Source organism: Streptomyces sp. NPDC029152 (assembly GCF_055564355.1).
Genome location: NZ_JBVHWR010000019.1, coordinates 59120 through 82566, shown reverse-complemented (window position 1 = coordinate 82566; position 23447 = coordinate 59120). Strand labels below are relative to the sequence as shown.

Genomic DNA, 23447 nt, shown 5'->3' with positions numbered 1-23447 from the left:
AACGGGCCCACCGGGCGGGACAACCAGCCCCGTTCCGGGCCGGCCTCGGCCCCACACCCGCGGGGCGGCGGACCCGATCGGGTCCGCCGCCCCGGTGCCGTGCGCCGGTCTCAGCTCCAGTTCTGCGGGACGATCAGGGCGTCCCGTGTGCTGCCCTGCACGATGATGCGGTCCCACGCTCCCCCGCCCTTGTCCATGGACACCCAGTCCTGGACGAAGGAGGCGCGGGGCGCGTCCGGGTCCGTGCGCGCGTCCAGCCCCATCAGCAGGTACATCACGTCGAGCGACGCCATGTGGATCAGGAAGTGCGCCCGGTCCATCCGGCCGAACATCTCCTCGTAGAGGTAGACGGTGGCCAGGCCCTCCATGTTGAGGTTCATGTTCTCCGCGACGGTGCGGGCGAAGACCCTGGCCTCGGCGCGGAAGCGGTAGTCGAAGTCCACCGTGCGGCGCATCACCACGCCGGCGGTCGCCGTGTTCAGGGTGCGGTCGGGCGCCACGGCCGTCTGCTCCCGCGCCGGCCGCACGTCGAACCGGGGCAGTCCGCGGACCGGGTCGGTGACCACAGGGCTGACGGACCCGTCCTGGGCCATGGCCTCCGTCGCGGTACCGAAGATCCCCCACCGGTGAGGGACGAGCAGCGTGTCCCGGACGCTGCCGGGCTCGAACATCTCGTCCCAGACGCCGGTGGCGCCGCCCTGGCCGCCGAACAGGCCCGAGGCGTCCGCACCCGCCGCCAGCGCCTCGTACCGCTCCAGGGACGGCAGGTGGACGAGCCAGTGCAGCCGGTCCCGGACGCCGAAGGCCTCCTCGTAGGCGAGGACCGTGGCCTCGCCGGCACAGCGCTCGTTGCAGGATTCGACGATCTTCCGGGTGGCCTCGCGGGCGCGGACGCCGTACCCGGGGGCGATCTGCGCACTGCGCGCCACGATGAGGCCCGCGTTGCCCGAGTGCAGCAGGTTCCCGGCCGGTCGTGCGGTCTGGTGGGCTGCGGGACGGAAGGCGGGGGCGGGGCCGGCCGTCGTCTGTGTCATGGGGGTGTCCCTCCTGTTCGCGGTCCTGGTCACGGAACTGCTCGTGGTCCCGTTCGCGTCGCGCCGTCCGGCCGGACCGGTGCCGTGCCCGGCTCCTCCTCGGGCGCGCCGAGGATCCGGGCGGCCCCCGACATCAGCAGGTCGGCGATGGCGTCCGGGTGGCGGTGTCGCCAGTCGGCCAGCGGGGTGCCGCGCACGAGGTTGTTGAAGGCGCCCATGGCCGGTCCGCAGTGGATCTGGAAGTTGGCCCGCTGGGAGGTGACGCCGGCCAGCGCCAGACGGTTGGTGTGCGCGAAGTACCACTTGAAGACGAGTGCCATCCGGTGGCGGGGGTCCTTCTCGGCCTTCTCCACGACGTGCGGGCGGCCCGTCTCGACGTAGTGGGCACGGGTCAGCTCCCACACCTCGTCGACACTGCGCCGGAAGTACGTGCGTTCGACGGACCGAAGGGTCCGCTCATCGATCTCCGCGAGGGAGCCGTGGCGCCGGTAGAGCTCGTACAGCTTTCCCGCCCGGGCCGCGAACAGGGTTCCCTTGCGGACGACCTGGACACGCGCGCCCAGCTCGAACATGTCACCGGAGGGGGCGTGAGCGGTGTCCTGGACGTCCAGCCCGGCGAGCAGGTCCTTGACCGCGTCGGACGTTCCCGCTTCGGCCGTGCACTGGTTGACCGAGCCGGTGAGGACGAAGTCGGCACCGAGGGTGAAGGCCGCGGCGACCGCCTCGGGCGAGCCGAGCCCGCCCGAGGCGCCCACGGGCGGCGGACCGGCGTAACCGTGCCGGGCGGAGATCCGGTCCCTCAGCCGCACCAGGGACGGCACCAGGGTGAGTGCCACCGCGCCGTCGGTGTGCCCGCCGGAGTCGGCCTCCACACAGATCTCTCCGGCGACCGGGTGCCGCCGGGCGAGCTCGGCCTCCTCGGCGGTGAGGTCGCCGTCACGGACCATCCGTTCCAGCAGAGCCGGGGGCGGCGGCGAGAGAAAGGCGGTGGCGACCTCCGGCCGGGACACCTTGGCCATGACGTGGCGAAGCCCGCTCGCGCGACCGTCCGCCGTGCGGCGGGCCCCGCTGAAGCGGAAGCGCACCAGGGGCGCGGTGACGCCGAGGTAGGCGGCGGCCTCCACGTGCCGCACACCCCGGTTCAGGAACAGCTCGACCGTCTCCCGCTCGCGCCGCTGGTCGTCCAGGCCGTGCAGGAGGTTCATCCCGAACCGGCCGGACGCGCCGAGCCGTTCCTGGATGCGGCCGATCGCCTTCTCGACCTCACCGAGGCCGAGGCCCCCGGTGCCGAAGAAGCCCATCAGCCCGGCCTCGCCGAGCCGGACGACCAGGTCCACCGACGAGATCCCCCGGTACATGGATCCGGCCAGATAGGCGAGCCGGATCCCGTACGCCCGGCGGAACGCGGCGGAGCCGAGCTCCGCCGGGCCGGCCCCGACGGGCACCCGGGAGACGACCACGGGGTGGGGCGCCTCCTTCCGGTCCGGTGCGGCCGGACTCCCCGTCACGGTCCGGCCGTCCGCGACAGCGCCTTCCCCGGCGGCGTCGCGCCCCTCGGCGGCAGTCGCGCCCCCCGCGGCCGGGGACGGCTCGCGTCCGGAGCCCCGCGGCGTCTTCGTCCGGCCCGTCCGCGCCGGCGTGCGGGGCGCGGGCTCCCGTACGGCCTCCCGCCACAGGCCGGTCAGCACGCGTCCGGGGCCGAGTTCCGCGACCTCGTCGACGCCCTCGTGGACCAGGAGGCTCATCGACTGCCACCACAGCACCGGGGCCGCGACCTGACGGGCCAGCAGTTCCGGCAGGTCCCCCGGACGGTACGGGCGCGAGGTCACGTTGGAGACGACGGGGACCCGGGGTTCGGCGAACCGGAAACCGCGCAGGTAGTCCGCGAACTCCCGCGCCGCGTCGGCCATGTGGCGGGAGTGGAAGGCCGCGCTCACCTTCAGTGGTACGCAGCGGGCTCCCAGGGAGCCGGTCAGGAGGCCGGTGGCGGCGCGCACCGCGCCGGGGGTGCCGGAGAGCACGACCTGGCGGGCGGAGTTGTGGTTGGCGATCTCCGCGTCCGCCGCCTCGCCGCCCGCCGCCGCCAGCGTCTCGGCGACCCGCTCCGCCGGCACCCCGAGGACGGCGGCCATCAGACCGCCGTCGGCGCGTCCCATCAGCTCGCCCCGGCGGCGCACCAGGCGCACGCCGGTGGTGAAGTCGAAGCAGCCCGCCGCCCAGAGGGCGGCGAACTCGCCCAGGCTGTGTCCCGCGTACCAGTCGGGCTCCGGTTCGCTCCGCCGGCGGGCCAGCAGGCTCAGCGCCTCGACGACGAACAGGGCCGGCTGGGCGTACCGGGTCCGGCCGAGCCGTCCCTCGGGGTCGTGCAGGCACAGCTCGCGGACCGAGTGGCCCAGCACGTCGTCGGCGGCGGCGCACTCCTCGGGGAAGAGGTCGAACAGCTCTGCGCCCATGCCGGCGCGCTGGGCCCCCTGTCCCGGGAACAGCCAGGCGCGCATCAGGCCGACAGCTGGTAGGGGACCAGCAGGGTGTCGTGCAGGCCGCCGTCGGAGAACGTCCGCGCCCAGGTGCCGCCGCCACGGTGCCGGGGGACGAACGGACGCTCGAACAGGGCCCGGTACTCCTCGTCGTGGTCGGCCAGGGTCTGCAGCGCGTGGTAGTCCTCGAACGACCGGAAGTGGATCAGCCAGTGCAGCCGGTCCATCACGCCGAAGGTCTCCTCGTAGAGGTAGGCCGTGGCGCGTCCGGCGAACACCTTGTTGATGTGGTTCTGCCAGGCGAAGGCGAAGTAGCGGGCCTCCTTGCGGAATTCGTGCCGTGCCTCGCCGACCCGGTGCACCACCAGCTGTGCGGTGGCGGAGTTGAGCTGTTCCTCGCGGGCCTGGGCGCACTGCACCCAGGCCGGGTCCACCCAGCAGTCGCCGTAGTCGGCCTCCTCCTCGCTCTCGTGGTGTGCGCCGTGCTGGGGAACGAGGATGTCCTCGCGCATGGTGCCGTCGACCACCATGCGGCCCCAGGCGCCCATGCCGTCGTCGTCCTTGACCCGGTCCGACTCCAGCAGGTCGATCATGCCCTTGTCGTGGTCGACCATCTCCAGGCTGATCGCGTAGTCGTTGGGGTTGTTCCAGTGGATCAGCCAGTGCAGCTTGTGCCGCGTGCCGGCCAGTTCCTCGTAGCAGAAGAACGAGGCGCCGTTGAGGTCGGACTGGTTCATGTAGCCGATGACGTCGGAGAAGAACTTCCGGCCCTCGGCCACGTAACGGTTCTTCAGCTGACAGCTACGGGCGATGATGAAGCCCGCGTTGCCCGAGTGCAGCACCTTGTCGGCGGAGACGGGCGTCTGGTGGAGGGCGGGGCGGATCGCGCGGGCGGGGCTGTCGGTCACGGTGTGCACTCCTTTGTGAGAGGTGTGTGCGGACAGGGGCTCACTGGGACGGGGCCCGGTCGCGGGGCGGGGTGTCCTTCAGGAGCAGGGAGACGGCGAACGCGACGACGACGCAGGGCACGCAGGCCAGGAAGACGTCGTCGAGGGCGCGGTTGAAGGCCGTGACGACCTCCGAGCGGAGGGGTTCGGCCAGTCCGCGGACGGCTTCCACGGACTGGGAGTCCACCCGTGCGGCGGCCGTCCCGCTGCCCAGGTGGTGTTCGAGCCGGGCGGTGAAGACCGCGCCGAGCACGGCCGTGCCGATCGCGGCCCCCATCCGCTGGAAGAAGTTGGCGGTGCCCATCGCGGCGCCCATGTCGCGGGGCTCCACGCTGTTCTGCACGGCGGTCAGCACCGGCTGGGTGGTCAGACCGACGCCTACGCCGAAGACGAGGGCGAGCAGCGCGGTCCAGATGTACGGGGTGTCCGGGCGCAGCCGGGCGAGCAGCGCCGTGGCGGCCACCAGCAGGAGGGAGCCGGCGACGGGATACGCCTTGTAGCGGCCTCGGCTGGAGATGAGACGTCCGGCCACGGTCGTGCCCGCGACGATGCCGAGCATGGCGGGAAGCATCGCCAGGCCGGCGCGGGTGGCGGAGAAGCCGCTGACCACCTGGAGGTGGACCGGGAGGAAGACGATGCCGCCGAACATGGCGACGCCCGCCAGGAAGCCGAAGATCCCGGCGACCCGGAACACCCGGTTGGCGAACAGCCGCAGCGGAATGACCGGATCGGCGGCCCGGCGCTCGGCGAGGACGAACAGCGTACCGGCGGCCACTCCGGCCGCCAGCAGGCCGAGCCCGGCCGGCGAGCCCCAGCCGTGTTCGTCGGCGGCCCGGTCCAGGTAGAGCAGGACGGCGGTGACGCCCGCGGTGATCAACGCGGCGCCGGCGAGATCGAGGCGCTGCGGCCTGCGCACCGTGGTGACGCGCAGCAGCCTGGCCACGACCAGCAGGGAGCACAGGCCGACGGGCAGGTTGATCCAGAAGATCCAGCGCCAGCCGGGACCGTTGGCCAGCCATCCGCCGAGGACGGGGCCGCCGATGCTGGCCAGCCCGAAGACGGCCCCGAACCAGCCCTGGTACCGGCCGCGTTCGGCCGGGGGGACCACATCCCCGATCACGGTCATGGCCAGGGCGAACAGGCCACCGCCGCCGAGGCCCTGCACGGCGCGGAACACGACCAGTTGCGTGATGTCCTGGGCCACCGCGCACAGCAGCGAACCGGCCAGGAAGACACCGATCGCCGCCATGTACACCGGGCGCCGGCCGTACATGTCGGACAGCTTGCCCCACAGCGGTGTCACCACCATGGAGGTCAGCAGATAGCCCGTGACCACCCAGGACAACCGGGACAGACCGCCCAGGTCGCTGACGATCCGTGGCAGCGCGGTGCTGACCACGGTCTGGTCCAGGGCGGAGAGCATCATGCCCGTCATCACGCCGCCGACCACCAGCCAGGCCTGGCGCGCGGGCATCCCCGCCGTCTCGGCCGGTGCGGGGGCGGTGCTCGCCGGGGTGCCTTCAGGCCGTGCGCTCATCACTCACCTCGTGTCGCCTCGTTCGTACGGTCCTGCGGGGGTCGTCGCCGCCCCACCGGGTCAGCCCGTGCCCGCCGGGGAGAAGTCCAGGTCGAGCAGGGAGGCCACCACGGGGGCCCGGCCCGGTGCGTCCAGCCAGAGCCGGCGCCGCCGGAAGGCGGGCAGCGGCAGCGGTTCCCGGGGCGGCGGCCCTCCGGTCCGCCAGTCCGGGTCCGGCCTGCTGACGATCACGTGGGCGTTCGTGCCGCCGAGCCCGAACGAGCTCACACCGGCGACCCTGGTCCCGTCGGGCGCCCAGGTCGTCAGCCGGGTGACGGGGCGGAAGGGCGAACGGGCGAAGTCGAAACGGGGATTGGGCGTCTCGCAGAACAGGGTCGGCGGGATCTGCCCGTGCCGCACGGCGAGGACCGCCTTGAGGAGCCCGGCGATGCCCGCGGCGCACAGCAGGTGCCCCAGGTTGGACTTCACGCTCCCGATCGCGCACCAGCCCTCGCGGTCACTGCTCTCGCGGAACACGTCGGTCAGGGCCCGCAGTTCCATCGGGTCGCCGATCAGCGTGCCCGTGCCGTGCGCCTCCAGCAGACCGATCTCCTCCGGATGGCGCCCGGAGGCGGCGAGCGCCCGGCGCAGCAGTTCGGCCTGGGCGTCGGGGTTGGGGGTGGTGACGCCCATGGTGTTGCCGTCGTTGTTGACCTCCGCGGCGTCGATCACCGCGTGGATCCGGTCGCCGTCGGCGAGCGCCGCCCGCAGCGGCTTGAGCAGGACCGCCCCGCAGCCCTCCCCGGGGACGAAGCCGTCGGCGCGCTCGTCGAAGGTGCGGCACCGGCCGGAGGGCGAGATGGCGCGCGCGGCGCTGAACTCCAGGTAGGGGCGCTCGTCGAGCAGCACTTCCACGCCGCCGGCGACCGCGATCTCGGCGTCTCCCGCCGCGAGCGCGCGACAGGCGAGCTGGACGGCGACGAGCGAGGAGGAACAGGCGCTGTCGACCACCATGGACGGCCCGCGGAAGTTGTAGCGGTGGGCCACCTGGGCGGCGATGAAGTTGGGGTCCGACTGCAGGCCGCCGGGGTGTATCCCGGCCCGTTGCCCGTACGGGGTGGTGCGGCCGCCGACATAGACGCCGACCCGCCGGCCCCACACCTCGCCGTCGGTGTAGCCGGCTTCGGCGAGGCAGCAGGCGGTCGCCTCGAGGAAGAGACGGATGGCCGGGTCGAGGGCGGTCGCCTCGTCCTCGGTCATCCCGAACCAGTCGGGGTCGAAGTCCTCGATGCCGTCGACGAAGCCGCCCCACTTGCTGAGCGACCTGCCGGGCTGCGGCGTCGGCGCGTACAGCGTGCGGTGGTCCCACCGGCTCGGCGGCACCTCGGTCACCCGGCAGCGTCCCGCCACGAGATCCGCCCAGAAGGCGTCGATGTCGGACGCGCCGGGGAAGCGGCAGGCCAGGCCGATGACGGCGATCTTCCCGTCGGGGAGGGCGGCCGGGGCAGGGGCCGGGGACCCGCCGGGGAAGGCGGCCGGCACCGGGTCGGCAGCAGCCGGGACGGGGACGGGCGGCGTCGCGGGAGGGGCCGGAAAGGAGTCCTGGACGCGGTCCGGGACCGGGTCGGCAGCAGCCGGGACGCGGGCGGGTCCGGGTGCTGTGCCGGCTCGGTGAACCCCTGCGCCGACGGGTTCGGGGTCCGCGGCACCCGGGGCTTCGGGCGTGTGCCCGGGCTCCGGCCCTGGTGCGGGTCGCGCGGCCGGGACGGTGGCGAGGTGGCGGGTGAGTGCGGCCACGGTGCTGTGGCGCAGCAGGGTGGAGGGTTCGAGCGGCCGTCCCACCCGCTCCTCGATCTGCTGCAGCAGGTCGCCCAGCAGGACCGACTCCACGCCGAGTTCGGCGAAGTCGGCCGTCGGGTCGAGTTCGCGCACCGGGATGCCGAGGTTCTCGGCGAAGAGCTCCATCAGCCAGGGCGCCGGTGGGAGGTCCTGTGCCGTACCGGGGGGTCGGGAGGCGCCGGCCGGTGAGGAGGCGGGGGCGGACACCTGCCCGCCGCCGTCCGGCTCGGGCGGCCGGACGGCGAGCAGTGCCGTGTGGTCGACGCCGACGCCGGGCAGCGGCGGGCAGGGCAGGACCGTGCCGCCGTCCGGCAGCGCCAGCACACGTTCCAGGACGCGCAGGGCCGCCGCGTCGTCGAGCGCCGCCAGGCCGACGGGCTCGCAGACGTTGGGCCCTCCGGCCCCCTGTCCGCTCTGCGCCCACATGGGCCAGTCGACGCTGCGGAACTCGGTGCGACCGCGGCGCACCCGGTCCTCGGTGAAGAAGTCGGCGTAGGAGTTGGCGGCGGCGTAGTCGGAGACGCCCGCGGCGAGCCGGGGCACCGCCGCGCACACCGAGGAGAACGTCACGAAGTACGCGGGCCGGTCCGTCGCGCAGGCGTCCGCGAGCACGGCCAGCGCGTCCGCCTTCGGCCGCCACACCCGGCGCGCCAGCACCGCCCCCCGGTGGGCGAAGGCGGGATCGCCCTCCGCCACCCGTCCCGCGCAGTGCACGACCCCGGCGACCGGGCCCCACTCCCGGCGGACGCCGTCCAGGAAGGTTCCGACCCCGGCCGCATCGGTCAGTTCGCCCGTGTGCAGCCGCAGTCGCGCGCCCATGGCCTCGAGTCGCCGTACGGTGGCAACGGCTTCGGCGGCCCGCGGGGACAGGTCGGGACGCGACCACTGCTCGCGCGGCGGCAGCGAGCGGGCGCCGAGCAGGACCAGCCGTCGCGCGCCGCACTCGACGAGGTGGCGCGCCACCCGGGCGCCGATTCCGCGCGTGGCACCGGTGAGGACCTGGACGGCGTGCTCGGGTATCCGCAGCGGCCGGTGCTCCGCGGTCACCGGCGCCAGGGACGGCACCAGGCGGGTGCCCGCACGGTGGCAGACCTCGCCGTGACGGTCGTACGCCGCCACCTCCTCCAGCAGCTGCCGGGCCAGCGTCGACGCGTCGTCCGCACCGAGGTCGGTGTCCACCGTGGTGGCCCGCACCCGCCGGTACTCTGCGCCGAGCATCCGCACGTACCCGGCGAGCCGGGCTCCGGTGAGCCGCGGGGGCACTCCCCCGGCGCCGCGCAGACCGCGGGTGACGTGCAGGACGCGCAGCCCGTGTCCGGCCCGGTAGGACACCAGCCGGCGCAGCGCCGCGAGCCGGGCGGTCCAGTCGCCGTCCGGGTCCTCCCCGCCGCCGTCCGCGCTGTCGGCGTGGTCGCACAGGTCGATCCACCCGGCCAGGCCGGGGTGGCGGGCGAGCAGTTCGCCGACGGCCGCGACCGCGTCCGCCTCGCCGGTGTACGCGGCGACGCCGTCACCGCGGTCCGCTCCCCGGCGCAGGAGCACGATCCGCTCGGGTCCCGCCGCCCGCACCAGCTCCCGGGCGACCGCTTCGGAGGGGTCCGCGAACAGGCACAGCAGCGGCCCGTCGACCGGCGTCGGATCCGGCTCGGCCACGCTCTCGACCCAGGTACGGCGCAGCAGCGGCGTCTCGGCGGCCCCGCCGGGACGGTCGTACGCCGGTGCGTGCCCGGTTCCGGTGGGGGCCGCCGCGAAGTCGGCCCGGTCGTGGGTCACGGCTCCCGCGGTCGCCGCCGGGGGCACCGGTGTGCCGGCGGGTACGGAGAACCGCTCGGGCTGCTTCGGCGAGGGCGTGGAAGCCGGGTCGGCCGCGGAAGCGGGCTCTGCCCAGCAGCGCATCCTGGCGAACGGGTGGCCCGGCAGGGGGACGATCGCCGGCCCGGGTCCGGTGGCCGGGCGCAGCCGTGCCCAGTCCACGGGACCGCCGGCGACCCAGTGGGCGCCGAGTTCGCGCAGTTCGCGCTCGTCCCCCGCGAAGCCCCCCGCGAAGCCCTCCGCGGGCATGACGGGGCCGGTCGACGCGCCGGGGCCGGGCGTGCGGCCGCGCAGGACGCACGAGTCGTCGCCGGCGGCGTAGCGGCCGAGCACCTCGGCGGCCCCGGCCGTGTCCCGGGCGACGAACGCCAGCCGCTCGCGCAGCGGTTCACGCCCGGTGCCCAGCGTGAAGGCCAGGTCGCCGAGGGCGGGTTCGGCTCCGCTGTCCGCCGCGCCGCGCAGATGTTCGGCCACCGCCCCGGCGTACTCCCGCAGGCGCCGCTCGTCGTGGGCGGACAGGACCAGCAGCCGGGGCCGGCCGTCGGGCACGGGCGGCGTCGGGCGCGGCCCCACGGGCTCGTGGGACTCCAGGATCAGATGGGCGATGGTGCCGCCCGCGCCGAAGGAGCTGATGCCGGCCCGCAGCGGCGCACCCGGCGCGGCCCGCCACTCCTCGGCGGACCGCTGCACCCGGAACGGCACGGCGTCCCAGTCGATGCCGGGGTTGAGTTCCCCGGCGTGCAGGGAGGGTGCCAGCCGGCGGTGGCGCATCTGGAGCAGGACCTTGGTGAGCGCGGCGACCCCGGCCCCGGCCTCGACGTGGCCGATGGTCGACTTCACCGAGCCGACGGGGATGCTCCCGGGCGGCAGTCCCGCGGCTCCGAACACCCTGGTCAGACCGTCGATCTCGATCGGGTCCCCCAGTTCGGTACCGGCTCCGTGCGCCTCGATGTAGCCGATGTCGGCGGGGTCGAGGCCCGCGTCACGCAGGGCCTCGGCGACCACCTCCGCCTGGGCGGCGGGGTTGGGGACGATCCAGCCGTTGGTGCGGCCCATGTGGAGCACCGCGCTGCCGCGGACCACCGCGTGGATCCGGTCGCCGTCCGCGAGGGCCCGGTCCAGCGGCTTGAGCACGAGCACCCCGACGCCCTCGGCGGGCACGAACCCGTCGCCCCCTCGGCCGAAGCTGCGGCAGCGGCGGCCCGACGCGGTCAGCCGCATCCTGCGCTGCTGGAGGAACTTGTTCGGGTGCAGCGAGAGGTTGACCGCGCCGGCGACGGCCATCTCGCATTCGCCGCGCCGCAGCGCCTGCACCGCGAGGTGGACGGCGACCAGGCCGGACGAGCACATGGTGTCGACGGTCATGCTGGGGCCGCGCAGGTCGAAGTGGAACGAGACCCGGTTGGCGATGCCGCCGATGGCGCAGCCGGTGTCCTGGGGGGTGCCGCGCAGCGTGCTCTCGACCCCGAAGTACGTGTACTCGTTGTACATGCTGCCCGCGTACACCGAGACCCGTGAGCCGTGCTGCTCGCGGAGCCGGGTGCGCGGATAGCCGGCGTCCTCCAGCGCCCTCCAGGTGGTCTCCAGGAAGAGGCGCTCCTGGGGATCCATCAGGGCGGCGTCGCGCGGTGTGATCTGGAACAGCAGAGGGTCGAAGAGGTCGACGCCGTCGAGGAAACCGCCCCACATGTCGTCGACCGGCCAGCCGGGGCGACGGCGGTCGGGGGGCAGTTGCCCCACGCAGTCGCGTCCGGAGACCAGGTTGTCCCAGAACCGTTCGAGATCCGGGGCCTGCGGATAGCGCCCGGCGATCCCGACGACGGCCACGGCCCGCTCGCCGGAACCGGCGGGGACGGCGCCCTTCCGTCCAGGGGAGGGTTCCGCGAGGACCTGTTCCGCACGGGCCTGTTCCGCGGGGACCCGCTCCCCGCCCGTCTGTCGCGCGCCGGCCCGCTCGGCCGCCTGCCGCCGCCACGGCCCGTCGTGGTCCAGCAGTGCGCCCGCCACCCCGGCGAGGTCGCGGTGCTCGAAGAAGAGCGTGGGCGGCACCGCCCCCAGGTCCTCGGTCAGCCGGGCGGTGAGCCGGGCGACGAGCGCGGAGCTGAGCCCGTAGTGGTCCAGCGGGACGCGCGCGTGCAGCCGCTCGGCGGGGATCTCCGACACCTCCGCGTAGCGCTCCTTGAGGTACTCCTCCACCGCCGTGCGCCGCGCGTCGCGGTCGGCCCGCGGTGCCGGTGCCGTGCCGGCACGGTCCGTGGGGGCCGCCCCGAACGGGTGTCCGGGCAGCGGCGTCCTGGTCGCTCCCTCGTGCCGGAAGCCCTCCCACCGCACGGTGTGACCGGCGAGCCACGCCTGTGCCGCCTCGTGTTCGTCGCGCGGCGGTGCGGCGAGGGGGCCTGGCTCGGTGCCGGGCTCGACGACCGACGCGGACACCGCGGGGTGGGGCCGGCCGGCCGCCGCCGCGGCGAGCGCTTCCAGCAGCTGCTTCGTCCCGGCGCAGCGGATCGCGAGCCGGTGGGCCAGGGAGGCCCGGCCGGTCTGGAGGGTGAACGCCACCGACGCCAGGGACGGCGCCGTGCCGTGGTCCGCGGCCTCGGTGAGGTGGTCGTACAGCGCGCCCGCGTACCGCCGCAGGCCGCCGGCGCTCGCCGCGGACAGGATCACCGTGTGCTCCGCCGTGCCGTGCCGGTCCTGACCGTGACCCTGCATGTCCCCCCTCGCTCCCTCGGTTCCGGGTGTCTCACGTGTCTCCCCCAACCTGCTGTCGCGGCGGGGGCGTTGTCTGCTCAACAGTGCGCACTCGCGTCCGTCAGCGCCGCCGTCCAGAGCTTGTCCAGCGTGCTGCTCGGCCCGGCCTGCCGCAGCGTGCGCACTCCGCGCCCGATGAGGAAGCGCATGGTGTCGGCCCAGCGGACGGGGCTGCGCAACTGCGCGCCGAGGTGCTCGGCGAGCCCGTCGGCGGTGGTCCGGGGACGGGCGTCGGTGTTGGTGACGACCGGAACGCGCGGCGGCCGGAAGGGGACCGTGCGCAGATGGTCGGTGAACAGGGCGGCGGCGTGGGCCATGTAACGGGAGTGGGCGGCGATGCTGACGTTGAGCAGGACGCACTTGTGCGCCCCGCCGGCGCGCAGCGGGTCGCGCAGCGCCCGCAGCGAGTCCCGGGGTCCGGACAGGACCACCTGGTCGCGGGAGTTGAGGTTGGCGACATCCACGTCGGTGGCCCCCTCGGCGGCCAGGACGGCGGTGATGCGCTCCGGGGGCAGTCCGACGACCGCCAGCATCCCGCCGCCGCGGGCCTGCGCCATGAGCTCCCCGCGGCGCAGCACCATGCGCACTCCGGTCTCGAAGTCGAAGCAGCCGGCCGCGTACAGCGCGCTCAGCTCTCCCAGGCTGTGCCCGGCGAGCCAGCGGGGCTCCTCGCCGGACTCGCGCAGCGCGGCGAGGTGGAGCGCGTTGATGACGAACATGCCCGGCTGGACGTACCGCGTGTCGGACTGCAGTGCCTCGTCGTCGCCCCGGCACAGGTCGCGGACGGGGACGTCGAGGAGGGCGTCCGCGCGGGCCACGAGGTCGGGATAGCGGTCGAGCAGTTCCTCTCCCATGCCCTGACGCTGGGCGCCCTGTCCGGGGAAGACCCACGCCACCGTCATGCCCGCTCCCCCTTCCCGGCCGTCGCCGCGGTTCCGGCGGGCTCCCAGGGCAGCCGCCCGGTCGTCGCGAAGCCCGTCAGGCGTTCCCGGGCGACCGGACCGGTCAGCAGCCGCTCGAACTCGCGGGCGGCGAGCCGGCCGGTCTCCTCGGTGATCGGCCACAGCTCGGCGGCGTACCGCTTGGCCGCGTCGAGGGTGCGCGCGTCGATGCGCTCGAGCCGCACGAGCAGCTGGGCCAGCCACGCGTCCGGGTGGTCACCGACCTCGTCGACGAGCCCGCGGGAGCATGCGTCCACCGCGTCCAGGGGACGGGTCGTCAGGGCCATGGTGGTCGCCCTGCCCGGCCCGATCCTGCGGGCCAGATACGGCAGTACGACGCACGGCAGCAGCCCCCACAGTGCCTCCGGCAGCCCGAAGGAGCTGCGCGGAGTGGCGTGGACGAGGTCGGCGGCGGCGACCAGGCCGACCCCGCCGCCCGACACCTGCCCGTCGACCTCCGCCACGACCACCCGCGGCACCAGGGTGAGCCGTCGGAGCAGTGTGGCGAACTCCTCCGGCGCCGTGTCGTCGTCCAGTCCGCCGCGCAGGTCCATTCCGGTGCAGAACACACCCGGCCGCCCGGCCAGGACGACCGCCCGGCAGTCCCGGTCCGCTTCCGCCGCGTCCAGGGCGCCGCGGAGCTCGGTGACCGTCCGGGCGTCCAGTGCGGGCGCGCCGAGGGTCACCCGCAGCACACCCCGCGACGGTTCCACGCGGATACGGCGATACTCCACGGTCTCCTCCTCGTCTGCGGCTGCCGACGTCCTCACCCCCGATCCAACCGGGACGACGCGGCCGGGTCTGCTCACCTTTGAGCAGGCGGCCGGACCGGGTGCGGGGCATGCTGCGCACGTTCCCGGGTGACCCGAGCGACGAGGAGCCTCCGTGACGCACCTGCCGGTCATCGGCACCGACGAGGTCCACGTCTGGGTGGACGTCCCGCACGCGCCGGCCGACGGGGCGCGGCGTACGGCAGGCCACGAGCTGCTGTCGGACGAGGAGCGGGCGCGGCTGCGCCGCCTGGTGCGGGCCGAGGACCGACTGGCGTTCACGGCCGCGCACGCGCTGGTCCGGTCCGCGCTGAGCCGGTGTGTGCCGGACGTTCCCGCGAGGGCGTGGGAGTTCCTGCGGACGCCTTACGGGAAACCCGAGATCGCCGCCCCCCGCGTGCGGCCGCCGCTGCGGTTCAGCCTCTCGCACACCCGGGGCCTGGTCGCCTGCGCGGTGACCGCGGGGGCGCCGTGCGGGGTGGACGTGGAGGCGGTGGACCGGGCGACGGACCCGATGCGGCTCGCCCGGGCGGTGTGCACACCACGCGAGCGGAGCCGGCTGGCGGGGCTGGAGCACGCAGCCCGCCCGGCCGCGTTCTGCCGGCTGTGGACGCTGAAGGAGGCCTACGTGAAGGCGCGCGGCCGCGGCCTGTCCCTGCCGGTGTCGCAGTGCGGTTTCCCGGTGGCCGGCCGGGTCGGCGGTACCGCCGGGATCCGGGCGGAGTTCGGACCGGAGCTGGGCGATCGGCCGGAGGAGTGGTGGCTGGCCCAGTGGGCGCCCACGCCGGCGCACTCGCTGGCCGTGGCCGTGCACACCGGGACACGGCGGGCGGCGGCCCTCCGGGCCGTGCTGCACGGTGCGCCGGCGGCGTACTAGGCACCGGCCCGGCCGTGCGGTGCCCGCCCGGCAGGTGCCGGACGGGCCTGCCGCCGGACGGATCCGGGCGGTGACGTCATCCGGTCCTCGGGGCGAACCCCGCCGCCGTCTCCAGTTCGGCCCGCAGAGCGGCCATGACGTCGGCCCGGGCGCCCTTCAGGTAGAAGTGGTCGCCTTCGAACACCTGGCGGACGAAGGGGCCCCGGGTCACCTCGCGCCAGCCGTCGATCTCCTGGGGGGTCACGCGGGGGTCCCGGTCACCGGTGAGGGCGGTCACCGGGATCTCCAGCGGCGGCCCGGGCAGCGGCAGGTAGGTCTCGTTCAGGGTGAAGTCGGCCCGCATCGCCGGGACGAACAGCCGCAACAGATCCGGCTGGCGCAGCACTTCGTCCGGGATGCCGCCCAGCCGTGCCACCTCGGCGACGAAGGCGTCGTCGTCGAGACGGCGCAGTTCGGGCTCCTGCCGGGCCGCGTGCGGGGGCCGCCGCCCCGAGACGACCAGGCGCACCGGGGGCGCCGTGGGGCCGTGCGACAGCCGCCGGGCGAGCTCGTAGGCGAGCACCGCGCCCAGGCTGTGCCCGAACAGTGCGTACGGGCGGTCCAGATGGGGCACGATCCCGTCGACGAGCGCCGGCAGCAGCTCACTCACCCGTGTGTAGGGATGCTCCCTGAGCCGGGACTCGCGGCCCGGCAGCACGACGGGGCACACGTCGACGCCGGGCAGGGCCTCGGCCCACGGCCGGAAGAAGCCCGCTCCCCCGCCGGCGTGGGCGAAGCACAGCAGCCGCACAGGGGCGTCGGCCCTGCGTCCGGGCCCGCCCGCGATCCACGATCCGGCCGTCACCGAACCGTCCTCCCCTCTCCGTCGGCCTCTTCGCGCGCCGCACTCGGCGTCGCGGGTTCACGCAGCACGACGTGGGCGTAGCTGCCCGTCGCTCCCACCGCGTTGACGAGGGCACGCAGCGGCTCACCCGGACGCTCCGGCACCCAGGGCTCCTGGCGGTCCGCGAGCCGCACCGGCAGCCCTTCCCAGGAGAACAGCCCCTCGCTGTGCCCCGCCGGGGTCGCCACGATGCGGCGGTGCTCGAACTGCAACAGCACCTTGGCCAGTTGCGACATGCCTGCGGCGGACTCCAGATGGCCCACCACGGGTTTCACCGTGCCCACCGGCAGCACGAGGCCCCGTTCGGTCCGGGCCGCGAACACCTGGGCCAGCGCCTCGATCTCCGCGGCGTCCGCGACGCCCGCCCCCGCGGCGGCGCACTCCACGTACCCGATGTCCTCGGGCGACACCCCCGCCCGGTCCAGCAGGCGGCGCAGCGAGTCGGCGAGCGCCTGCGGGCGCGGCGCGCCGTATCGCGCGGCACGCCCCGCGTGTCCGCTCAGGGTCGCCTCGACGACCGCGCGTACGCAGTCGTGGTCGCGTTCGGCGTCCTCGAGACGGCGCAGCAGTACGGCGCCCACGCCTTCGCCCGGTGACCATCCGGACGACGCGGCGTCGAACGCGCCGGCCGCGGGACGGGCCGCGACGACGCCGAGGTCCGTCAGCACGTCGAGGTGGTAGGGGTGGCCGATGGCGTTGACCCCCGCCGCGATCGCCGCGTCGCACTCGCCGCGGCGCAGCGCCTCCACCGCGAGGTGCAGCGCCGTCAGGGAGGAGGAGCAGGAGGTGTCCACGGCGACGCTCGGGCCTCGGAAGTCGAAGAAGTGGGAGACCCGGTTCGGTATGTCCGAGCCGAGCGCGGCCAGGGTCGCCGGCTCGCCCGCACGGTGCGCGTCGGCGCCGGTCTGGCGGTGGTCGTGCCACATCACCCCCGTGAACACGCCGATCCGGCGGGCGGCGCGGCTCAGGCTCTCCGGGGTGTGTCCGGCGTTCTCCAGGCACTCCCAGACCGCTCGCAGCACCATGCGGACCTGTGGATCGAGGGTGCGCGCCTCGGCCGGTGCGATGTGGAAGAGCTCCGGCTCGAAGCCGTCCTCGGCGCCGAGGTAGCCGCCGTCGGGGCGGGAACGTCCGTTCCCGCCGTGCAGCGCCCGCGCCCGGTCCGCGGACACGGCGCCCACGGCCGACCGGCCGGATTCCAGCAGCCGCCAGAACTCCCCCAGCCCGTCCGCGCCCGGGAGCCGTACCGCCGCACCGGTGACGGCCACGGCAACGGCCGCGGGCGTCCTCGCGGCTCCGGACGCCGCGGTGCGCCCGGCCGGTTCGGCCGCCGTCCGTCCGTGCGTCCGCGCGTCCAGGGAAGCCGGTTCGGGTGCTGGCGGGGCCACGGGCGTGTGCTGTTCCGACGGCAGGGGTCCGCCGAGGAAGGACAGGAGGAAGCGGTGTCCGTCGTCCAGACCGAGGGGGCCGGCGAGCCGCTCCACGGAGCGGGCACCGACCGGACACAGACCGATCCCCGTCTCCGTCTGGGAGGTCATCAGCAGCTGCGCCGCGCAGCCCGCCTCCACGGCGAGGTAGCGTGCGCTGTCGTCGCCGTACAGCGGGGCGATCCCCCTGAGCTGACCGATGAGGTACAGCTCGAACGCGGCGGCGTCGAACACCGGCCGGTTGTAGAAGACGTGAGCGCCGCGATCGGGTCCGGGCCCCTCCGCCAGGAGCTCCAGGGCGTGTTCCTCCGGCCGGTAGTGGTAGAGCCCCGCCTCCATCCCGGTGACGCGTCCGGGCCGGACGTGGAGGTACACCTGGACGGCGTAGGTGTCCCCGGCCGACGGGTAGAGGCGGCGTTCGCGGTCGCCCAGGCGCACCGGCCGCAGCAGCGCCAGCAGCCGGGTCAGCTGCTCCCGGCCGACCGCGTTCCGCCCGAACTCGCGGCGCGCGCCACGCCGTTCGTACCGTGCCCGCTCGTACTCCACCGGCTCCAGCGGCACGAGACGGTCGGGACCGGCGGGTGCGCGCCTGGCCCAGCCGGCCGCCTTGAAGGCGGCGCGGTCGTGCGCGGAGAAGAAGTCGACCGGCTCGGGCTCGTCCGCGTCCGCAGCCCTGGTCCCGGTTTCCTCCGGAGGTGTACGAGGGCGCTCGTGCTCGGCCTGCGCGGTCCCGGCGGGCACCGCCCCGGAGCTTCGGTCCTCGCCCCCGGCGGGCGGTTCCTCCGTTCCGAGCACCCGGGCCAGGTGGGCCGCGATCGCGTCCGCGCTGGGGTCCTCGAGCAGAGCCGACACCGGCACCCGGTGTCCGTGGCGCTCGTACAGGACCGTGGAGACCTGGGCGAGGGTGAAGGAGGTGGCTCCCTGGTCCCACAAGTCGGCCGCGGGATCGATGGACGGGACGCCGAGCCGCTCGGCGAACAGCGCGGCGATCTCCTCGCGCAGTTCCGCCCGTCCCGGTGCCGCCGCGTGCGCGGTCCCGGCGTCCGCGGCCCGTATGTCCGTCCCGTGCGCGGTCCCGGCGTCCGCGGCCCGTATGTCCGTCCCGTGCGCGGTCCCGGCGTCCGCGGCCCGTATGTCCGTCCCGTGCGCGGTCGCCTCGTGCGTCACCGCGGTCCTCGTCCCGGCCGTCGCGCCGGAGCCGTCCTCGGCCGGCACCGCGGCCGCTCCCCCGGCCCGCACCTCGCCCGCCACGCCGGCCCGCTCACCGGCCGTCACCCTGGTCCTCTCCTCGGCCTTCACACCAACCGTGGCCCCGTCCGTCACGCCCGCCGTCCCTCCGGCCGGAATCTCCCCCCGCGCCTGTGCCCGTCGCCCCGACTCGGGCAGCGGCCACGGCAGCGCCTCGCGGTCGAGCTTGCCGTTCGGCGTGGCCGGGAACGTGTCCACCCGGGCGATCACGTTCGGCACCATGTACTCGGGCAGCGCCGCGGCGGCGAACTTCCGCAGCTCCCCGGTGGCCGGCAGTCCGTCGCCCGACGGTTGTACGTACGCCACCAGCCTGCGGTCTCCCGAGGGGTCGGTCCGGGCCAGCACCACGGCGTCCCGGACGGCCTCGTGCTGCCGCAACCGGTGCTCGATCTCCCCCGGTTCGACGCGGAAGCCGCGGATCTTGACCTGGTGGTCCGCCCGTCCGCGGAAGTGGAGGAGGCCCGTGTCGTCCCACAGCGCGCGGTCGCCCGTGCGGTACATGCGGGCGCCCGGCTCGAGGCCGAAGGGGTCGGGGACGAACCGCTCGGCGGTCAGCGCCGGACGCGCCCGATAACCGTCCGCGAGACAGTCGCCGCCGATGTAGAGGTCGCCCTCGGCGCCCGGGGGACACGGCCGCAGCCGCTCGTCCAGGACGTAGTAGCGCGCGTTGTCACCGGGGCGGCCGTAGGGGATGCTGCGCCAGCCGGGGTCCACCTCGTCGACGGTGAACGCGTTGGACCACACCGTCGCCTCGGTCGCGCCGCCCAGGCTGACGATCCTCGCCCGCCGGAAGACGGCGCGCACCGCGTCGGGCAACGGCAGGGGCGTGTAGTCGCCGCTGAGGAAGACCAGCCGGAGGTCGTCGGTGCCGGGGCGGCCCGCGTACCGCGGCAGCAGCGGCAGCAGCTGGCCGAGGGTGGTGGGCGCCGAGTTCCAGAAGGTGATCGGTTCCCGTACGAGCACGTCCAGCAGCAGTTCGGGGTCCCGCTGCTGCTCCTCGTCGGCGATGTAGAGTCCGGCGCCGCGACCCAGGAGGCCCAGGATGTCGAAGACCGACAGGTCGAACCCGAGCGAGGTGACGCACAGCCCGGTGTCGTCCGGTCCGAGACCGTGCAGCCGGTGGCACCAGTGCAGGAGGTTGTGGACGGGCCGGTGGCGGACGGCGACTCCCTTGGGTTCACCGGTGCTGCCCGAGGTGAAGATGACGTACGCCGTGTTGTCCGCTCCGGCGGTGTGCGGCGGGTCGAGGCGCCGTTCGGGGCCGTCGGGCAGCCGTGTCCGGTCGGCCGGCACACAGGTCACGCCCTCCACGGCGGTGAGGGGCGGCGCGCCGTCGGCGGTGAGCAGCAGGCCGGCCCCCGCGGTGCGCAGCATGGCGGCGACCCGCTGCCCGGGCAGGCGCGTGTCGACGGGCAGGTAGGCGCCGCCCGCCTTGAGCACGCCGAGGACGGCGGCGACCATGGCGGGTCCGCGGGGTGTGCGGACGGCCACCACGGTCTCGGGCCCGACACCGTGGTCGCGCAGCGTCCAGGCGATCCGGTTCGCCCAGGCGTTGAGCGCGCCGTACGACAGGGTCCCGCCGCGCCACCGCAGGGCGATGTGCCCGGGGCGGTCCCCGGCCTGTTCCTCGAAGTAGGTGTGCGCCGGTCCCGCGGCGGGGAAGGGACGCGCCGTGTCGTTCCACGCCTGGAGCGCCCGCAGTCGCTGTCCGGGCTCCTCGGAGGGGTCGGCGGCGAGTTCCCGGCACAGCGTGTCGAACGCGTCGAACGCCCGCCGGAGCGCTCCGTCGGGGAAATCGCCGGGCACGGCGTCCCAGCCGACCGTCAGGGTGTCGCCGTCGTCGAGGGACACGCAGTCGAGCGACACGTCGGGGGTGCAGGTGCTCCAGGGACCGGCGGTGACGCCCGGCGGCAGTGGCAGGTCGGACAGGTCGAAGACGGACGTGTACACGATGGGGTACGAGGAGCCGGTGCCGCGGGCGGCGCGGCGGCGCTGCTCGGTGAGGGCCGGTGTCCCGTCGGCCTCGGCGTCCTCGGCGAGCATCCGCTGGTAGGCGGCGGCCCGCTGCCACACGGTCCGTCCGTCCGGCTCGCGGGGCAGCCAGCTGAGCGCCGTGTACTCGCCGGGCCGGGCCGGCTCGGCCCAGGACGGCCAGCGCACCACCGTGAACGCGAACGGCTCGGCGGCGGTCCCCCCTGCTTCGGCCAGGGCCTCGGCGAAGGCTGCCGCGAGCAGCGCGTCGGGGGTCACGCCCGCCGCGGCGGCGCGCTTCTTCACCCGTCCCCAGCCGGGCAGCCGGGTCTCCAGCCGGATCCGGCGGGGCGGCCTGTGCTCTCCCTCCCGGTGCGCTGGGCGGCCGGACAACAGCGGGCTCGCGGCCGGCAGCGCCTCCAGGCGCCGCCGCCAGTGTTCCCGGTGCTCCTGCGGGGTGCCGGAGCGTCCGGGGCGGGCTTCCGCGGCAGCCCGCGGGGCGGCCGCCGGATCGGCGTACAGCCGCCACAGCTCACGGCCCAGCAGATGGATGCTGCGGGCGTCCGCCACGGCGAGGTCCACGGTCAGGTGCACGGCGGCACTGCCGTCGGCCCGCCGCACCACCCGCAGGTCGGCGTGCGGGCCGTGACCGAGCGGGAACGGCGGACGGCCGGCGTCCGCCGGGACGGCCCCGTCCCCCACGCCGTCCGTCCTCCCCGCCCCGGCGCCGGCGTCCCCGGCCTCCTCGGCGGCCTCGCCGTCGGTGTCCTCGACCGGGATACGCCAGTGGGCGGGCGGCTCGGGCTCGGTGCGCAGGGTGCCGTCCGGCAGGACGGTGGTGCGCAGGACGTCGTACGCCGCCGTCATGCGCAGCCATGCGTCCGTGAGCCGGTCGAGGTCGAGGTCGCGCACCACGAAGGACTGGTGGACGTGGCAGCCCTCGGGCTCGCCGGTGCCGGTCCTGGCGACGTAGTACGACTGCTGCAAGGCGTTGGGCCGCGCCCTGCGTGCCGTCTCGGGCCGCTCGGCGGCGAGCAGGTGCAGGGCGTTGACGTACGCGCTGAACAGCCGGTCCGCCCGTGCCCTGGGCAACGCGGTCCCGTTGACGTCCCAGCGCAGCTGGAGCCTGCCGTCGCGCACGCGGAGCTGGTGGTCGAGGTGGACGCCGCTGGTCTGGCTGACCGCGTATCCGGGTGCCGCGGCGAATCCGCCGGTCTCCTCCGCCAGGTCCAGCATGCTGGTGAACACGACCGGCAGCGCCGGTGCGGCGCGCAGTTCCCTGAGCGCTTCCACGCCGCTGACGGCGGTGTACCCGAGGTCGGTCCACAGCATCCGGTGGACCTCGCCGGCCGCCTCCTCGACCGGTCCGTCGCCGAGCGCCTCCTCCGGCACGGGGAAGACGAGGTTGGACGTGAAGGGGCCGATGAGACCGTCGGCGGCGGCGGGAAGCCGGGTTCGCTCGCTGACGGTGAGGACGAGGGAGAACGGGCTTCGGGCGCCGCGGCCCAGCGCGCGGGCGAAGACGGTGAGCAGCAGCGAGGTCGGCGACACCCCGGCCCCCGCGGCGCGTCGACGCAGCGACCGCCACTCGCGTGCGTCGAGTTCGGCGGTGAGCGGGAAGCGGCGTCCGGGACCGGCCGGAGTGCCGAACAGGTCCGGGCCGGGCGGGAGCCGGTCGAGCCGCCGCCTCCAGTGGTCGAGGGCCGCCCGGTGGGCCGGGGTGCCGCGGCGGGCGAGCAGTGCGGTGACGCAGTCGCGTACGGAGGGCCGGCCGGTGCCCGGTTCGGCCGTGCGTCCCGGTCGACCGGTGTAGTGACGCCACCAGTCGGCGAGCAGCACCTCCAGGCCGCGCCCGTCGGTGAGCAGCGCGTCGACGTCCAGGTGGACGACGGACGTGCCGTCCGGCACCCAGCTGACCTCCACTGCGTACAGCGGTCCCGTGCCCGGCGCCCGACCGCGGTGCGTCATGTCGTCCCGGATCCGCCTCACCTGGCGATCGCGGTCGTCCTCGGTGGTTTCGTGGACGCGGAAGGGCAGTTCGGCCGCCTCGGGCGTCGTGGGGCGGACGCGCTGCCGACCGTCCGTGATCTCGGCGCGCAGCATGTCGTGGTCCCGGACCGTCTCCCGCAGCGCGGCCTGCAGCCGGTCCGGGTCGAGCCCGTCCACCTCGAACTCGCGGTAGAGGTGGCAGCCGACGGAGTCGGCGGTGAACTCCGGGGCGCCGCCCACCAGGTACGCCTCCTGCAGGGCGGTCAGCCCGAACGGCTCGTGGCGGCGGCCGGGCTCCGGGCGCACCACGACGGGACCGTCGGGGCGTACGGTCGCCGTCTCCTCCGGGGCGGGCACCCGTGGGCCCTCGGAGGCGTCCTGCGCGGGACCGCTGCCCTCGGCCGCGGGTGGGCCGACGGGACCGGACGCCCCGGCGCCGGCGGCGGTCGCTCCGGCCGGCGCGTGGGCATCCCGCCGGGCACGGGCCACGGCCGCCGCTATCCGGTCGGCCAGGGCTGGTACGCCGCCCGGCTCGGAGAGCCGCCCCAGCGGCACCTCGACCCCGAGTTCCTCCTGGATCTCCAGCACCACCCGGGCCGCAGACATGGAGTCCACCCCGGCGGCCACGAGGGAACGGGTGTCCTCCCGGGCCGCCTCGGCGGGCAGCAGCCGCCGCAGCAGGGCGGTCACCTCGGCCACCAGCGAGGCGTGGCGGGCGGACCGGTCCGAGCCGCCGCCGTGTTCCTCCGCCGCCCGTGGCGCGTCCTTGCCGGTCCCGCTCGCGTGTGTGCCCTCCCCGTCGGCGCCGGCTTCGCACCCGTGCGCCACGGTCTCTCCGATGACCTCGGCGTCCATGCCTGTGCCCTTCCGCTCCCTCGTCCGCTGTCGCGCTCCCGCGCGTGACTGTTCGCGCCCCCGGACGGCCTTCTCCTCGGGAAGGCCGGGAAGACCGGGAGGACGCCGCGCCG

Annotated in this window: 10 protein-coding genes; 1 reads left to right on the top strand and 9 read right to left on the bottom strand. The window is 75.2% G+C overall.

Translation table 11 applies throughout. The features are described 5' to 3' along the window. Positions 1-110: 110 nt before the first annotated feature. The 7 genes from ACZ4V6_RS30330 to ACZ4V6_RS30300 all read right to left on the bottom strand — a co-directional run bounded on the left by ACZ4V6_RS30330 (position 111) and on the right by ACZ4V6_RS30300 (position 14048). Positions 111-1034, bottom strand: coding sequence for a DUF6039 family protein (locus ACZ4V6_RS30330; protein ID WP_467833635.1), 924 nt, complete (start codon positions 1032-1034; stop codon positions 111-113). Positions 1035-1063: 29 nt separating this feature from the next. Beyond that, the gene (fabD, locus tag ACZ4V6_RS30325) at positions 1064-3532 is read right to left on the bottom strand and encodes an ACP S-malonyltransferase (RefSeq protein WP_467833633.1); all 2469 of its coding nucleotides are present in this window, start codon (positions 3530-3532) and stop codon (positions 1064-1066) included. Then, positions 3532-4419: a DUF6039 family protein gene (locus ACZ4V6_RS30320; RefSeq protein ID WP_467833631.1), complete on the bottom strand. Its 888-nt coding sequence runs from the start codon at positions 4417-4419 to the stop codon at positions 3532-3534. Before ACZ4V6_RS30320 ends, fabD begins: the two co-directional genes overlap by 1 nt. 40 nt (positions 4420-4459) lie before the next feature. Continuing rightward, entirely contained in the window at positions 4460-5995 is a 1536-nt protein-coding gene (locus ACZ4V6_RS30315; RefSeq protein WP_467833630.1) for an MDR family MFS transporter, read from the bottom strand. Between the two features lie 60 nt (positions 5996-6055). Next, the gene (locus ACZ4V6_RS30310) at positions 6056-12334 is read right to left on the bottom strand and encodes a beta-ketoacyl synthase N-terminal-like domain-containing protein (RefSeq protein WP_467833629.1); all 6279 of its coding nucleotides are present in this window, start codon (positions 12332-12334) and stop codon (positions 6056-6058) included. 77 nt (positions 12335-12411) lie between these two features. Next, positions 12412-13275: an ACP S-malonyltransferase gene (locus ACZ4V6_RS30305; RefSeq protein WP_467833628.1), complete on the bottom strand. Its 864-nt coding sequence runs from the start codon at positions 13273-13275 to the stop codon at positions 12412-12414. Further along, positions 13272-14048: an enoyl-CoA hydratase-related protein gene (locus ACZ4V6_RS30300; protein ID WP_467833627.1), complete on the bottom strand. Its 777-nt coding sequence runs from the start codon at positions 14046-14048 to the stop codon at positions 13272-13274. Before ACZ4V6_RS30300 ends, ACZ4V6_RS30305 begins: the two co-directional genes overlap by 4 nt. A gap of 151 nt (positions 14049-14199) precedes the next feature. Between ACZ4V6_RS30300 and ACZ4V6_RS30295 the strand changes: the two genes are divergently transcribed. Further along, complete coding sequence (locus ACZ4V6_RS30295) at positions 14200-14961, top strand: 4'-phosphopantetheinyl transferase family protein (RefSeq protein WP_467833625.1); 762 nt, start codon at positions 14200-14202, stop codon at positions 14959-14961. 76 nt (positions 14962-15037) lie between these two features. Here the strand turns inward: ACZ4V6_RS30295 and ACZ4V6_RS30290 are convergent, their stop codons facing one another. Both ACZ4V6_RS30290 and ACZ4V6_RS30285 read right to left on the bottom strand, forming a co-directional pair. Then, positions 15038-15805, bottom strand: a complete 768-nt coding sequence (locus tag ACZ4V6_RS30290; protein WP_467833623.1) for a thioesterase II family protein — start codon at positions 15803-15805, stop codon at positions 15038-15040. Next, on the bottom strand, positions 15802-23334 hold the full coding sequence (locus tag ACZ4V6_RS30285; RefSeq protein ID WP_467833621.1) for an amino acid adenylation domain-containing protein: 7533 nt from the start codon (positions 23332-23334) through the stop codon (positions 15802-15804). The genes ACZ4V6_RS30290 and ACZ4V6_RS30285 overlap by 4 nt, the downstream gene beginning before the upstream one ends. Positions 23335-23447: the final 113 nt, after the last annotated feature.